Origin of the sequence: Allobosea thiooxidans (assembly GCF_900168195.1) — a bacterium.
Lineage (GTDB): Bacteria > Pseudomonadota > Alphaproteobacteria > Rhizobiales > Beijerinckiaceae > Allobosea > Allobosea thiooxidans.
Window position 1 is genome coordinate 246,072 of the sequence record NZ_FUYX01000002.1, and the last position, 12,968, is coordinate 259,039.

Below are 12,968 nucleotides of genomic sequence, written 5' to 3' on the forward strand. Positions count from 1 at the left end.
CTCGCATGGCCGGCTTAGCATAGGGTTAGGACCGCCGCGGGCGAGGGCAGGATGCCGTTAAGCTTTCGTCAAGGAGCGGGCGGAGCGCGACGGCTGGATAAGCGGCGTGCGGATGCTAGCCTGCCGTGCGCCAGCCGGAGAGATCGAGGGAGAGACCATCGATGGCAAAGCACAGGATCTACACGACCAGCTTCGCGAGCATCTATCCGATGTACGTCAAGAAGGCGGAGAGGAAGGGGCGCACCAAGGCAGAGGTCGATCAGGTGCTCTCCTGGCTGACGGGCTATGATCAAAGCGGGCTCGAAGCCCATCTCGACAAGCAGACCGATTTCGAGACCTTCTTCGCGGCTGCCCCCAAGCTCAATCCCGCGCGCGCCCTGATCAAGGGCGTGGTCTGCGGCGTCCGCGTGGAGGAGATCGAGGAGCCGACGATGCGGGAAATCCGCTATCTGGATAAGCTGATCGACGAGCTGGCGCAGGGGAAGGCGATGGACAAGGTTCTGCGAAAGAGCTGAGCTTGCTCTGTTGGCGAGCGGACCTCCGACGATGCGGCGCGCAGGTCGGGGCGCCACCTTTCCTCCGCGCCGGGAGGGTTCGCGCCGTACAGAAGACCGGGGGAGATTTTCAGCATGGCGAAACTCGTCTTTGGCATGAACCAGTCCCTGGACGGCTATGTCGACCATTTGGCGATGCGGACAGGGCCGGCGCTCTTTCGTCATTGGATCGAGCATGTGCGCGGCCTGGCCGGCAGTGTGTATGGTCGCCGGATCTACGAGCTCATGCGCTATTGGGACGAAGACGATCCCGCATGGGGGGCGGAGCAGCACGAGTTCGCGGCGGCGTGGCGGCGCCAGCCGAAATGGGTCGTCTCGCGCTCGCTGAAGTCGGTCGGCCCCAACGCGACGCTTGTCGAGGGTGACGTCGAGGCCGTTGTTCGCGGGCTCAAGACCCGGCTCGTCGGGGAGATCGCCGTTTCGGGACCGACCTTGGCGCAGAGCCTGACCGAGCTTGGCCTTGTCGATGAGTATCGACTCTACCTCCACCCCGTCGTGCTCGGGCGCGGCACGCCATTCTTCGCAGGCCCACGGCCGCCACTGCGCCTTCTGGCCGAGGATCGCGTTGGCGAGGGCGTGATCAGGTTGACCTACGTTCCCGCCTGATCGCGCAACGCGTCGGACGGAGGCCGCCGACGCGTCGGGTCGCGCATGCTTCCGCTGCGCGACCTGTGCTTGCATCCGTCCCCGGCAACCGCCAGTTTGAGCGCCGTTCGAGGCAGGGCTGGCGCCGGCGGCGTCGCGAGGGGGAGCGGAATGGAGCTGTCGGGATTCAACATCGCGGTCATCGTCGTCGTGGCGCTGGTGATCCTGACGATCGCGCGCGGCGTCCGCACCGTGCCGCAGGGCTACAACTACACCGTCGAGCGCTTCGGCCGCTATTCGCGCACGCTGAGCGCGGGGCTGGGCCTGATCTGGCCCTGGATCGACCGCATCGGCCACAAGGTGAACGTCATGGAGCAGGTGCTCGACATTCCCTCGCAGGAAGCGATCACCAAGGATAATGCCGGCGTGCGCATCGATGCCGCCGCCTTCTTCCAGGTGCTGGATGCGGCCAAGGCCTGTTACGAGGTCGCCTCGCTCAACGATGCGCTGATGGTCCTGACCATGACCAATATCCGCACCGTGGTCGGCTCGATGGATCTCGACCAGCTGCTCTCGCATCGCGACGAGATCAACGAGCGGCTGCTGCGCGTCATGGATGCCGCCGCCTCGCCCTGGGGCGTCAAGGTCACGCGCATCGAGATCCGCGACATCCTGCCGCCGGCCGATATCGCCGGGGCGATGAACCGGCAGATGAAGGCCGAGCGCGAGAAGCGCGCCGCGGTGCTCGAGGCGGAAGGCCTGCGCCAGGCCGAGATCCTCAAGGCCGAGGGCGCGAAGCAGTCGCAGATCCTCGCCGCGGAAGGCCGCAAGGAGGCGGCGCTGCGCGACGCCGAGGCGCGTGAGCGGTTGGCCCAGGCCGAAGCGGCGGCGACCGCCATGGTCTCGGAAGCGATCAGCCGTGGCGACATCCAGGCCGCCAACTTCCTGATCGCCGAGCGCTATACCGACGCGCTCAAGGCGATCGCCAGCGGCCACAACAGCAAGGTGGTGATCGTGCCGATCGAGGCCGCCTCGCTGGCCGGCACGGTTGGCGGCATCGCGCAGCTGACCAAGGCCGTCTTCGGCGAGGAGGCGGCGGCGCAGCGCCGCGGCGCCGGTTCGGTGCCGGCAGCCGGCCGGGGCAATGGCTGAGATGGCGATGTCCGACTGGCTCACGACCCATGGCGGCTGGCTCTGGGCGATCCTCGGCCTGCTGCTGATCGGCGGGGAGATGCTGGCGCCCGGCATCTTCCTGATCTGGCTCGGGCTGGCCGCCCTTCTCACCGGGCTCGTCGTCGGCCTCTTCGGCCTCGGCTGGCAGGCGGCGATGCTGGCCTTCGCCGTGCTCGCCATTGCCTGCGTCGTGGCGGGCCGCCTCCTGACCCGCCGCAAGGGCGAGGAGCCAGACGCCGCGACCGGCCTCAACGACCGCGGCCGGCAGCTCATCGACAAGGTCTTCCGGCTGGAGGCGACGATGACCGGCGGCGAAGGCCGCATCCGCGTCGGCGATTCGTCCTGGCGCATCATCGGTCCGGAACTGCTGGCGGGCACCGAGGTCAAAGTCGTGCGCGTCGAAGGTTCCACGCTCGTGGTCGAGAAGGCATGAGGTTTTTGCATCGCTTGCGGCGATTTGCGCGTCGGCATTGCATCTAGGGCGTTGGCCTCGCGCACGGTGAGGACTATAGCAACCGCTCCCCCACGAGCGCGGCAACCATGACCAGCCCCAGCGAACGCCTTTCCCTTCCGAAGGACCGCATCAAGGTCCTGCTGCTGGAAGGTATCAACGATTCGGCCGTCGAGCTCCTGCAGCAGGCCGGCTACAACAATCTGGAGCGGCTGCCCAAGGCGCTCGACCGCGAGGCGCTGCTCAAGGCGATCCAGGGCGTGCATGTGCTCGGCATCCGTTCGCGCACCCAGCTCAACCCGGAAATCCTCGCCGCCGCGGATCGCCTTTTCGCCGTGGGCTGCTTCTCGGTCGGCACCAACCAGGTCGATCTCGAAGCGGCGCGCCAACGCGGCGTGCCGGTCTTCAACGCACCCTTCTCCAACACCCGCAGCGTCGCCGAGCTGACCATCGGCGAGATCGTCATGCTGCTGCGGCGCATCCCCGACCGCTCGCGGGCGGCGCATGACGGCGGCTGGGACAAGTCGGCCAACGGCTCCTTCGAGGTCCGCGGCAAGACGCTCGGCATCGTCGGCTACGGCAATATCGGCAGCCAGCTCTCGACGCTGGCCGAGGCAATGGGCATGCGGGTGATCTACTACGATCACACCGACAGGCTGCGCCACGGCAACACCGAGCCGACCAAGAGTCTGAAGATCCTGCTCGGCGCGGCCGACATCATCTCGCTGCATGTGCCGGAGACGCCGCAGACGGCGGGCATGATCGGCGCGGCCCAGGTCGCGGCGATGAAGAAGGGCGCCTATCTGATCAACAACTCCCGCGGCACGGTGGTCGATCTCGACGCGGTGGCGGCGGCGCTGAAGAGCGGCCATCTCGCGGGAGCGGCGCTCGACGTCTTCCCGGTCGAGCCCGCCTCCAATGCCGAACGCTTCGTCTCGCCGCTGCAGGGGCTGCCGAACGTCATCCTGACGCCGCATATCGGGGGCTCCACCGAGGAGGCGCAGGAGCGCATCGGCGCCGAGGTCGCGCGCAAGCTCGTCGATTATTCCGATGTCGGCTCTACGGTCGGCGCCGTCAATTTCCCGCAGGTGCAGCTGCCGGCGCGGGCGATCGGCACCCGCTTCATCCATGTCCAGCGCAACGTGCCGGGCATGCTGCGGCGCCTCAACGACGTCTTCGCCAACCGGCAGGTCAACATCGCCGCGCAGAACTACCAGACCGACGGCGAGGTCGGCTATGTCGTGATGGAGGCGGACGGGGTTTCGAGTGGCGATGCGCGCGATATCCTCAAGGAGATCCGCGCGCTCGACGGCACGATCCGCGCGCGCCTGCTTTACCAGCGCGACTAGGAGCGATCCTCGAGCCGCGGTCAGGTCTTGTCCTTCGAGCCCGGCTTGGTCGGCTCCTGGGCGGCGACGGGGTCGCTGGCGGGGAAGGTGTCCTTCAGGGCCCTGTCAAGCATGGCGTCCTTGCCGTGCTCGCGCTCGGCCTTGCGCTGCGCCTTCTGCTCCTTGCGCAGGCTTTCCTTGGCCGGATTGGCGGTGGTGGTCATGATCGCTCCCTTCGGCGTGGCGTTCTCCGGCTGGTAAACGCGGCACCGCGCCGGCCGTTCCGCCAGAACGCCAGCGCAGGCGCGCCATGACGCGGCGGTCGCGCCTCTGGATCGTGGAGCCCAGCCTTCCCATCTGGTGAAGCCACGCCTTCCCGCCGGCTCTCTGTCCGGTGTCAGCCAGCAGGGGCCGCCATGGTCGCGATCTCCGTCCTCGATCTCGTTCCCGTCGTCGAAGGGGAGGGGCCGCGCGATGCGCTGCTGAAATCCATCGATCTCGTCCGCCATGCCGAGACGCTCGGCTACAAGCGCTACTGGGTGGCCGAGCACCACAACATGGTCGGCATCGCCAGCGCCGCGACCTCCGTCGTGATCGGCCAGCTCGCGGCCGCGACGAGCACGATGCGGATCGGCGCCGGCGGCATCATGCTGCCGAACCACGCCCCACTCGTCATCGCCGAGCAGTTCGGCACGCTGGAGGCGCTGTTCCCCGGCCGGATCGATCTCGGCCTCGGACGGGCGCCCGGCACGGACCAGATGACGCTCCGGGCGCTGCGCCGCAGCCCGATGTCGGCCGATTCGTTCCCGCAGGACGTGCTGGAGCTGCAGGCCTTGTTCGCGCCGGCGGGGCCGAACCAGGCGATCCGCGCCGTGCCGGGCGAGGGGCTGAACGTCCCCCTCTGGATCCTGGGCTCGAGCCTGTTCGGGGCGCAGCTCGCGGCCGAGCTCGGCCTGCCCTACAGCTTCGCCTCGCATTTCGCGCCGGATGCGCTGATGCAGGCGCTCGCCGTCTATCGCGAGCGCTTCAAGCCGTCGGAGCAGCTCGCGGCGCCCTATGCCATGCCGGGCATCAACGTCGTCGCCGCCGAGACCGATGCGGAGGCGCGGCATCTGGCGACCTCGCTGCAGCAACGCTTCGTCGGCATGGTCAGGGGGGAGCGCGGCAAGCTGCAGCCGCCGATCGACGACATCGAGGCGTACTGGTCGCCGGCCGAGAAGGCCCATGTCTCGCAGATGCTGCGCTATGCCTTCATCGGCTCGCCCGAGACGCTGAAGCGTTCGCTCGGCGCCTTCATTCGCGAGACCGGGGCCGACGAGATCATGATCACCGCCCCGATCTTCGATCATGACAAGCGCAAGCGCTCCTATGAGCTCGTGGCCGGGATCGCAGCCGAGCTCGGCGCGGCGGCGGGCTGAGGTTCAGGCCGGCTGCGCCGCCCCGCCTGCGCGGCGTGCGGCGCGGCGCAGGTTGACGACGAGCGCGACTGCGAAGAGCGCGGCCTGGACCACAACGATGCAGGGGCCGCTGGCGGCGTCGAGATGGTAGCTGAGGATCGTGCCGGCGAGGCTCGAGATCAGCGCCGAGGCGACGGCGACGGCGAGCATGCGGTCGAAGCGGCGCGTCGTCAGGAAGCCGATCGCGCCGGGCGCGATCAACATCGCGACGACGAGGATGATGCCGACGGCCTTGAGCGCCACGACGATGGTCAGTGCGAGCAGCGCCAGCAGGCCGAAATGCAGCCAGCCGACCGGCAGGCCGATGGCACGGGCATGGCCTGGGTCGAAGGCGTGCAGCAGCAGGTCGCGGCGCTTCGCCAGCAGGATCGCGGCGGTCGGCACGGCGATCGCCGCCGTCTCGGCGATGTCGGGCCAGCGCACGCCCAGCATGTCCCCGAAGAGGATGTGCATGAGATGCTGATCGCTGTCGACCTTGACGAAGAGGACGAGGCCGAGCGCGAACATGCCGGAGAAGACGATGCCCATCACCGTATCTTCCTTCACCCGGCTGTTCTGCTTGAGATAGCCGATGCCGATCGCGCAGCCGAGCCCGGCCCCGAAGGCGCCGAGCGCGAAGGGCAGGCCGGTGACATGGGCCAGGACGACCCCGGGCAGGATCGCATGCGAGACTGCGTCGCCCATCAGCGACCAGCCCTTCAGAACGAGGAAGCAGGAGAGCACGGCGCAGACGGCGCCGACCATGAGCGCGACGATGAGCGCGCGCTGCATGAACTCGTGGGCGAGGGGAGCCAACAGCCAGGTTTCGACGAAGCTCATGGCGTGGCCTCCGGCAACGGGCGGCGCGCCGCCCGGGCAGCGGCGAGGCGGCCATGCTTCGGCGCGAAGACGAAGGCGAGCAGGAAGAGCAGCGTCTGGAACACGACGATCAGACCGCCGGTCGACCCGTCGAGGAAGTAGCTGAGATAGGCGCCGATGGCGCTGGTCGAAACGCCCATCGTCACCGCGAGGGCAATCAACCGGCCGAAGCGGTCGGTCAGCAGATAGGCGGTGGCGCCCGGCGTCACCACCATGGCGATGACGAGGCAGGCACCGACGGTCTGGAGCGCGGCGACCGTGCAGGCGCTGAGCAGCACGAAGAACAGGATCTTCAGCCGCACGGGATCGAGCCCGACGGTGCGTGCCTGGTTCTCGTCGAAGAAGACCAGCATCAGGTCCTTCCAGCGAGCCAGCAGGATGAGCAGCGAGACACCGGCGATGATCGCGACCTGGACCACGTCCTCCGGCGCGATGCCGAGGATATTGCCGAGCACGATCGACTGGACGTTGACCGATGTCGGGTTGATCGAGACGACCAGCAGGCCGACGGCGAAGAAGGTGGTGAAGACGATGCCGATCACGACATCCTCGCGCAGCTGCGTCCGCACCCTGACCAGCGCCATCGCCAGCGCCGCGAACAGGCCGGAGAGGAAGGCGCCGGCGGCATAGGGCAGCTTGATCAGATAGGCGAGGGCGACGCCAGGCACGATGGCATGGGCGAGCGCGTCGCCCATCAGCGACCAGCCCTTGAGCATCAGGTAGCAGGAGAGGAAGGCGCAGACGCCGCCGACCAGCGCCGAGACCCAGATGGCGCGCTGCATGTATTCATAGGCGAAGGGTTCGAGCAGCAGGTCGATCATCGGCGGGCATCCTGCCGGTCGAGCGGTGCGTCCTCGCCCGCCAGCGCCTTGCCGTCCTCCTCGCCATAGAGCACCAGCGGACGCTCGTCGTCGCTGATCACGGTGAGCTGGCGGGTGTCGGCATCGGCATGGAGCGCGGCACCGCCGAGCTGGATGTGGCGGAGTGCCCCGCCGAAGGCGCGCTGGAGATTGGCGGGGGTGAAGGTCGTCGCGGTCGGCCCTGCGGCGAGGACGGTGCGGTTGATGATCACGACCTGGTCGCAGAATTCCGGGATCGAGCCGAGGTTATGGGTCGAGACCAGCATCAGCCGGCCCTCGGCCCGCAATTCGCGCATCAGCGCGACGATCTGGTCCTCGGTCTTGACGTCGACGCCGGTGAAGGGCTCGTCGAGCAGGATCACCTGCCCGCCTTGTGCCAGTGCCCGCGCCAGGAAAACGCGCTTGCGCTGCCCGCCCGACAACTCGCCGATCTGGCGATGGCGGAAGGGCAGCATGTTGACGCGGGCCAGCGCCTCCCCGACCGTGTCGCGATCGGCCTGGCGGGGGATCCGCAACAGGCCCATATGGCCGTAGCGCCCCATCATCACGACGTCCTCGACCAGGACCGGAAAGTTCCAGTCGACCTCCTCGGCCTGGGGCACATAGGCGACGAGGCCGCGCTTGAGCGCCTGGCGCACCTCCAGCCCGGCGATGGCGATGTGCCCCGCGGCGGGGCGGACGAAGCCCATCAGCGATTTGAACAGGGTCGACTTGCCCGAGCCGTTGACGCCGACCAGCGCGCAGATCGTGCCGGGGCCGAGCGCGAAGGAGGCGCCTTCCACCGCGGTGACGCCGTTGCTGTAGCGGACGGTAACGTCCTCGACGGCGATCGAAGGGCGGATGTCCCGCGGCCGGGCGGCGGGAGTTGCCGTCACTGGCCGAAACCCTTGGCGATGGTGTCCACCGTGACCTCCATCAGCTTGAGATAGGTCGGCACCGCGCCGTTCGCGGCCGAGAGCGAGTCGACGTAGAGCACGCCACCATATTGCGCGCCCGTCTCGCGGGCGACCTGTTTCGCCGCGCGGTCGGAGATGGTGCTCTCGCTGAACACTGCGGGGATGCGGTTCTTGCGCACGGTGTCGATCAGCCGGCGCACCTGCTGCGGGGTGCCCTGCTCGTCGGCGTTGATCGGCCAGAGATAGGCTTCGCGCCAGCCATAGTCGCGGGAGAGGTAGCTGAAGGCGCCCTCGCTGGAGACGAGCCAGCGCTTCTCGGCGGGTACCTTGTCGAGGCGGGCGCGCAGCGGCGCGTCCATCGCCCGGATCGATTCGGCATAGGCCTTGGCGTTGGCCGCATAGGTTTCGGCCTGAGCCGGATCGGCCGCGCTCAGCGCCTTGCGGATGTTCTCGACATAGATCAGTGCGTTGGCGGTCGACATCCAGGCATGCGGATTGGGCCTGCCCTCATAGGGGCCTTCCTTGATGCCCATCGGCTCGATGCCGTCGGTGACGACGGTGCTGGGCACGTCCTTGACGTTGTCGAAAAAGCGCTCGAACCAGCGCTCGAGGTTGAGACCGTTCCAGAGCACGAGATCAGCCGATTGCGCCTTCACCACATCGAGCGGGGTCGGCTGGTAGTCGTGGATCTCGGCGCCGGGCTTGGTGATCGATTCGACGATCGCCGCAGTGCCTGCGACGTTCTGCGCGATGTCCTGGATCACCGTGAAGGTGGTGACGACGCGCAGGGGCTTGCGCGGCGTGGCCTGCGCAGAGGCGTCGGTGGCGGACAATGAAGCGGCCAGCGCGATCGCGGCGGCACCCCAACCCAGAAACATTCGACGCGGAAGCATGCTGACCCTCGCAGTTACGGACCGGCAGAACGCTATTGCAAACGAATTGCAATTGTCAACGCTGATGCGACCTATTTGCGATAAGGTGGTTTTGCAAATGCCTCCTAGCATTGCTATTTGCTAGGCATGACCGAAACCGACCGGCGCGTCGCCGTCTTCGAGACCCAGCTCAAGGGAGCCGGGCTGCGCATGACGCAGCAGCGGCGGCTGATCCTGCGCGTGCTGGCGGAGGCGGACGACCACCCCGATGCGAAGGGCATCTTCACCCGCGCCTTCGCCCTCGACCCGACACTGTCGCTCTCGACGGTCTACCGGACGATGAAGGTGCTGGAATCGCAAGGCGCGATCGAGCGCCACGCCTTCGAGGACGGCGTCTCGCGCTACGAGCACGCCGGCCAGGAGCACCACGACCATCTGATCGATGTCGATTCGGGCGAGGTGATCGAGTTCTCCTCGGACGCGATCGAGGAATTGCAGCGGCGCATCGCGGCGGAACTCGGCTACGAGCTCGTGCGGCATCGGCTCGAGCTCTATGGCCGCAAGAAGCAGCCGGCGCGCAAGAACGGCCGCAAGAGCGGCTAGAGCCCTTTTCGATCAGGCGGAGCTAGCGGAAGTCGTCATCGCGAGGAGCGAAGCGACGACGCTATCCAGGGGCTGGGCTGAACGTCGCAGCCAATCCTGCCTGGATTGCGTCGGTACGCTCGCAATGACGGCGTGGTTCCGTCAAATCCGGCAGGCTCTCGATCGTGGCGCCGAAGCCTCAGCCGTCGATGATGTCGTCGTATTCGCGGTGCTTCGCGATCCAGCCCTTGAGGAACTCGCAGCGGACCACGGCCTTGCGCCCGCTCGCGCGGATCAACTCGAAGACGCCCTTCGCCAGCCGCGAGCCGACGCCCTGCCCGGCGAACTGCGCGGGCACCTCGGTATGGACCAGAACCAGCCGGTTGCCGTCGCGCCTGTAAGCGACGAGGGCGGTGCCGCCGTCGAGAGCCAGTTCGAAACGGTTCTGTTCGGGATTCTCGACGACGTCCATGATCGGCTCCTCCGGCTCAGCCCTGTGCTTCCGAACGCCAGGGATAGCTCCAGGTTTCGGTCAGCGCCTTGCCGCCGCTCTTGAGGAAGGCGCGCATCTCGGCGAGCTGGCCGGGCTCGACCACGACATCGATGAAGGCGCGGAAGCCTTCGGTCTTCGGGTTCGGCACGATGAAGGCCCGGTCGATCCGGCCATAGGCGATCGAGGGCACGATCTCGACCTTCTCCGGCTGCTTCAAATGGTATTCGAGATCGCCGCCGGCGAAATCGACGATGAAGCGGCGGGCGCCGTCGGTCACCGGCTCGCCCGAGCCGAGCGCCTTGGGCTTGGCCTGATAGGTGTTGATCACACGCCCGCCGGGATGCAGGTCGCCGGAATCGAGCATGGCGATGAGCTTGTAGCCGAAGGAGAATTCCCGACCCGGCTCAAGCGGCGTCTTCGGCGCCCAGAGCGCGACGATGTTGTCGTTGGTCTCGTCCGTCGTCGGCATCTCGATCAGTTCGACGACGCCCTCGCCCCAGTCGCCCTGCGGCTCGATCCAGTAGGACGGCCTGAGCTCATAGGCGAGGTCGAGGTCCTGATAATGCTCGAAGGTGCGGTCGCGCTGCATCAGGCCGAAGCCGCGGATGTTGCGCTCGACGAAGGAGGAGACAGCCTGCTGCTTCGGATTGCGCAGCGGCCGCCAGATCCATTCGCCGCTGCTGGAATGAACCATCAGCCCATCCGAATCATGCAGCTCGGTGCGGAAATCGTCGAAGAAGCGGCGGTCGTTCTCGCCGGTGAAGAACATCGAGGTCAGCGGCGCGAGGCCGAGCTTCTCGACGGGCCGGCGCGGATACAGCGTGGCCGCGACGTCGACCACGGTGTCGTGGTCCGGGTAGATGGTGAAGCGATAGGCGCCGGTCACCGAGGGCGAATCGAGCAAAGCGTGGACGATGACGCGCTCGGCATCGGCCCGCGGCGCCTCGACCCAGAATTCGCGGAAGACCGGGAACTCTTCGCTCACCGTGCCGGCGCCGATGGACAGGCCGCGCGCCGAGAGACCATAGCGCTGGCCGCGGCCGAGCACGCGGAAATAGCTCGCGCCGATGAAGGAGATCAGCTCGTCGAGAACGCGTGGATCGTTGAGCGGATAGTGCAGGCGGAAGCCGGCGAAGCCGAGATTGACCGGCAGCGGCTTGTCGAAGCGGACCTTGCCGTAATCGAAGAGGTTCGCGGCATAGGGCACCGGCGTCGGCACGCCGTCGCGCACCACGTTCACCGTCACCGGCCGGGTGAACAGGAAGCCGGGATGGAACATCTGCATGCGAAAGGGCGAGCCGTTCTGGGCCAGCAGCGCCCGGTCCGGCCGGAAACGAATGTCGCGCCAGGAATCGTAGTCGAGCTTGGCCAGAGCTTCCGGCAAGGCCGCGATCGGCTCATAGGGCACGGCCGCGATCTCGCGGGCGCGGCGCTGCACGTCCTCGAAGCCGAAGCGCGGTTGCGGAGCGGCGTTCTGCGGCGGTGTCTGCGGCTGGCCCTGGCCTTGCGGCTGGGGCTGCTGGGCCAGCAGTACGGAGGGCGCCGCCGACAGGCAGAGCGCGGCTGAAAGTCCGCCCAGGACGCGGCGGCGATCTGTCGTGGTCATGCGTGGTCCGTGGTTCCGTCGCGTCGTCCGGCAAACATTCGTGTGAGCCATGACTTAAGGCCATCAAATGGGGCCGGTCTAGGGCATCCGCCATTGACAGGAGATGAAGATCTCGCAACCTTCGCGGCCGGCCGGATGCGGCCTGCCGCTCGCGCCCCGAAAGGGCAAAGTGAACGCATCCCGAGAAGTTGCTGTCCTGATCCCGATCGACTCGTGGACGGATATCGGCAAGGCGAGCTCCGATCTTGACCGTCCGCAGCGAGAAGGATCACGACGATGCGTAGCTTCCGCGATGCGAAGCTGATGGCGAAGAGCCTGCGCGAGGCCATGGCCGCGCGGCAGGTGCCGCTCTCCCATTCCGAAACCCTGGAAATCGTGGCGCGCCAGTTCGGCTATGACGGCTGGAACGTGCTGGCGGCCAAGATCGGCGAGGCGGAGCCCGAAACGCCAGGCACAGGCGCCGGCGAGGCCGTGCGCCTGCGGATGGGGATTCCCATCCTCAGGATCTTCGACGAGGCGAAGGCCAGGGAGTTCTATCTCGGCTTCCTCGGCTTCACCATGGACTGGGACCATCGCTTCGGGCCGAACATGCCGCTTTACATGCAGGTCTCGCGCTCGGGGCTGCAGCTCCATCTCTCGGAGCACCATGGCGATGCCAGCCCCGGTTCGACGGTCTTCGTCTGGATGCAGGGCATCGACGCCTATCGCGCCGAGCTGCTCGGCAAGCATTATTCCTACTCGCGGCCGGGCATCCAGGAGGACGGGCCGGGCGGCCGGACGCTGGAAGTGCCGGACCCGTTCGGCAATCGGATTCGCTTCTGCGAGAAGCGCGGCTGAAACCCTTCCGCTCGCGTGACGGCGCTGCCACGTTGCGATGTGGCATATGCCGGAGCGTGCAGACCGCGCCGCCACGCTCGCCTTGCGGCGATCATCCAGGTCTTGAGCCCTGCCCTTGAACAGCGAAGACGTGAATGGTCGGGACGAGCCCGACCATGACGGCGAGGCGGCTATGTGAGGCCCGGCATCGCGCCGTGGTTTTGGCATCGCTGGTGCAGGCACTAAGCCATAGCCGGCAAAGCGCTTTCCGCCTCGGAGCCCGCCCCTAAATCGATGCGGATCGGCCTTGCAAAAAAATGCGGCTCCGGGCTCACAAAACACTTGTGATCCGGAGACGTCGTCCGTATATCGCGTTCACCCAATTCGCACGTGCCTGTGGCCGCGTGCCGGTCGGTGGGCATCCGGACAAGAGGCCG

The 12,968-nt window shown here is 67.3% G+C and carries 15 protein-coding genes; 8 read left to right on the plus strand and 7 right to left on the minus strand.

The genetic code is table 11. The annotated features are described in order from the left end of the window. Nucleotides 1-161: 161 nt before the first annotated feature. The 5 genes from B5Y19_RS04225 to serA all read left to right on the plus strand — a co-directional run bounded on the left by B5Y19_RS04225 (nucleotide 162) and on the right by serA (nucleotide 4,112). A complete protein-coding gene (locus B5Y19_RS04225) occupies nucleotides 162-515 on the plus strand; it encodes a DUF2200 domain-containing protein (protein WP_055729029.1) in 354 nt (117 codons plus the stop codon). Between the two features lie 114 nt (nucleotides 516-629). Next, nucleotides 630-1,160 (plus strand): dihydrofolate reductase family protein, encoded by a 531-nt coding sequence (locus B5Y19_RS04230; RefSeq protein WP_055729028.1) that lies wholly within the window; start codon nucleotides 630-632, stop codon nucleotides 1,158-1,160. A gap of 150 nt (nucleotides 1,161-1,310) precedes the next feature. Then, the gene (locus tag B5Y19_RS04235) at nucleotides 1,311-2,291 is read left to right on the plus strand and encodes an SPFH domain-containing protein (protein ID WP_055729027.1); all 981 of its coding nucleotides are present in this window, start codon (nucleotides 1,311-1,313) and stop codon (nucleotides 2,289-2,291) included. Between the two features lie 7 nt (nucleotides 2,292-2,298). After that, complete coding sequence (locus tag B5Y19_RS04240; protein ID WP_055729121.1) at nucleotides 2,299-2,745, plus strand: NfeD family protein; 447 nt, start codon at nucleotides 2,299-2,301, stop codon at nucleotides 2,743-2,745. A 107-nt stretch (nucleotides 2,746-2,852) separates the two neighbouring features. Continuing rightward, the gene (gene serA, locus B5Y19_RS04245) at nucleotides 2,853-4,112 is read left to right on the plus strand and encodes a phosphoglycerate dehydrogenase (protein ID WP_055729026.1); all 1,260 of its coding nucleotides are present in this window, start codon (nucleotides 2,853-2,855) and stop codon (nucleotides 4,110-4,112) included. Nucleotides 4,113-4,132: 20 nt separating this feature from the next. Here serA and B5Y19_RS04250 read toward each other — a convergent pair whose 3' ends face one another. Next, nucleotides 4,133-4,315 (minus strand): hypothetical protein, encoded by a 183-nt coding sequence (locus tag B5Y19_RS04250; protein ID WP_055729025.1) that lies wholly within the window; start codon nucleotides 4,313-4,315, stop codon nucleotides 4,133-4,135. Between the two features lie 192 nt (nucleotides 4,316-4,507). Between B5Y19_RS04250 and B5Y19_RS04255 the strand changes: the two genes are divergently transcribed. Beyond that, complete coding sequence (locus B5Y19_RS04255) at nucleotides 4,508-5,509, plus strand: LLM class flavin-dependent oxidoreductase (RefSeq protein ID WP_055729024.1); 1,002 nt, start codon at nucleotides 4,508-4,510, stop codon at nucleotides 5,507-5,509. 3 nt (nucleotides 5,510-5,512) lie between these two features. Here B5Y19_RS04255 and B5Y19_RS04260 read toward each other — a convergent pair whose 3' ends face one another. From B5Y19_RS04260 to B5Y19_RS04275, 4 genes are read right to left on the minus strand one after another with little or no spacing between them, the layout of a single operon-like run. After that, nucleotides 5,513-6,367, minus strand: a complete 855-nt coding sequence (locus B5Y19_RS04260) for a metal ABC transporter permease (protein ID WP_055729023.1) — start codon at nucleotides 6,365-6,367, stop codon at nucleotides 5,513-5,515. Beyond that, a complete protein-coding gene (locus tag B5Y19_RS04265) occupies nucleotides 6,364-7,227 on the minus strand; it encodes a metal ABC transporter permease (protein WP_055729022.1) in 864 nt (287 codons plus the stop codon). The genes B5Y19_RS04260 and B5Y19_RS04265 overlap by 4 nt, the downstream gene beginning before the upstream one ends. Beyond that, complete coding sequence (locus B5Y19_RS04270) at nucleotides 7,224-8,141, minus strand: manganese/iron ABC transporter ATP-binding protein (RefSeq protein ID WP_411914136.1); 918 nt, start codon at nucleotides 8,139-8,141, stop codon at nucleotides 7,224-7,226. The genes B5Y19_RS04265 and B5Y19_RS04270 overlap by 4 nt, the downstream gene beginning before the upstream one ends. Beyond that, a complete protein-coding gene (locus B5Y19_RS04275) occupies nucleotides 8,138-9,055 on the minus strand; it encodes a metal ABC transporter substrate-binding protein (RefSeq protein ID WP_055729021.1) in 918 nt (305 codons plus the stop codon). Before B5Y19_RS04275 ends, B5Y19_RS04270 begins: the two co-directional genes overlap by 4 nt. A gap of 126 nt (nucleotides 9,056-9,181) precedes the next feature. On the opposite strand from B5Y19_RS04275, the gene B5Y19_RS04280 reads away from it, so the two are divergent. Continuing rightward, complete coding sequence (locus B5Y19_RS04280; protein WP_055729020.1) at nucleotides 9,182-9,637, plus strand: Fur family transcriptional regulator; 456 nt, start codon at nucleotides 9,182-9,184, stop codon at nucleotides 9,635-9,637. A gap of 178 nt (nucleotides 9,638-9,815) precedes the next feature. Here B5Y19_RS04280 and B5Y19_RS04285 read toward each other — a convergent pair whose 3' ends face one another. Both B5Y19_RS04285 and B5Y19_RS04290 read right to left on the minus strand, forming a co-directional pair. Beyond that, nucleotides 9,816-10,088, minus strand: coding sequence for a GNAT family N-acetyltransferase (locus B5Y19_RS04285; RefSeq protein WP_055729019.1), 273 nt, complete (start codon nucleotides 10,086-10,088; stop codon nucleotides 9,816-9,818). Nucleotides 10,089-10,104: 16 nt separating this feature from the next. Beyond that, on the minus strand, nucleotides 10,105-11,715 hold the full coding sequence (locus tag B5Y19_RS04290) for an OpgD/OpgG family glucan biosynthesis protein (RefSeq protein WP_055729018.1): 1,611 nt from the start codon (nucleotides 11,713-11,715) through the stop codon (nucleotides 10,105-10,107). A gap of 276 nt (nucleotides 11,716-11,991) precedes the next feature. Here B5Y19_RS04290 and B5Y19_RS04295 point away from each other — a divergent pair, with 276 nt between their 5' ends. Then, nucleotides 11,992-12,552 (plus strand): glyoxalase superfamily protein, encoded by a 561-nt coding sequence (locus B5Y19_RS04295; protein WP_055729017.1) that lies wholly within the window; start codon nucleotides 11,992-11,994, stop codon nucleotides 12,550-12,552. The last annotated feature ends 416 nt before the right edge of the window (nucleotides 12,553-12,968 follow it).

What these genes read in the sequence shown, in the direction of transcription:
- B5Y19_RS04295 (WP_055729017.1), top strand. Translation starts at nt 11,992, where the DNA reads ATGCGTAGCTTCCGCGATGCGAAGCTGATGGCGAAGAGCCTGCGCGAG.
- B5Y19_RS04250 (WP_055729025.1), bottom strand. Translation starts at nt 4,315, where the DNA reads ATGACCACCACCGCCAATCCGGCCAAGGAAAGCCTGCGCAAGGAGCAG.
- B5Y19_RS04235 (WP_055729027.1), top strand. Translation starts at nt 1,311, where the DNA reads ATGGAGCTGTCGGGATTCAACATCGCGGTCATCGTCGTCGTGGCGCTG.
- B5Y19_RS04260 (WP_055729023.1), bottom strand. Translation starts at nt 6,367, where the DNA reads ATGAGCTTCGTCGAAACCTGGCTGTTGGCTCCCCTCGCCCACGAGTTC.
- B5Y19_RS04280 (WP_055729020.1), top strand. Translation starts at nt 9,182, where the DNA reads ATGACCGAAACCGACCGGCGCGTCGCCGTCTTCGAGACCCAGCTCAAG.
- B5Y19_RS04255 (WP_055729024.1), top strand. Translation starts at nt 4,508, where the DNA reads ATGGTCGCGATCTCCGTCCTCGATCTCGTTCCCGTCGTCGAAGGGGAG.
- serA (WP_055729026.1), top strand. Translation starts at nt 2,853, where the DNA reads ATGACCAGCCCCAGCGAACGCCTTTCCCTTCCGAAGGACCGCATCAAG.
- B5Y19_RS04275 (WP_055729021.1), bottom strand. Translation starts at nt 9,055, where the DNA reads ATGCTTCCGCGTCGAATGTTTCTGGGTTGGGGTGCCGCCGCGATCGCG.
- B5Y19_RS04230 (WP_055729028.1), top strand. Translation starts at nt 630, where the DNA reads ATGGCGAAACTCGTCTTTGGCATGAACCAGTCCCTGGACGGCTATGTC.
- B5Y19_RS04240 (WP_055729121.1), top strand. Translation starts at nt 2,299, where the DNA reads ATGTCCGACTGGCTCACGACCCATGGCGGCTGGCTCTGGGCGATCCTC.
- B5Y19_RS04285 (WP_055729019.1), bottom strand. Translation starts at nt 10,088, where the DNA reads ATGGACGTCGTCGAGAATCCCGAACAGAACCGTTTCGAACTGGCTCTC.
- B5Y19_RS04290 (WP_055729018.1), bottom strand. Translation starts at nt 11,715, where the DNA reads ATGACCACGACAGATCGCCGCCGCGTCCTGGGCGGACTTTCAGCCGCG.
- B5Y19_RS04225 (WP_055729029.1), top strand. Translation starts at nt 162, where the DNA reads ATGGCAAAGCACAGGATCTACACGACCAGCTTCGCGAGCATCTATCCG.
- B5Y19_RS04265 (WP_055729022.1), bottom strand. Translation starts at nt 7,227, where the DNA reads ATGATCGACCTGCTGCTCGAACCCTTCGCCTATGAATACATGCAGCGC.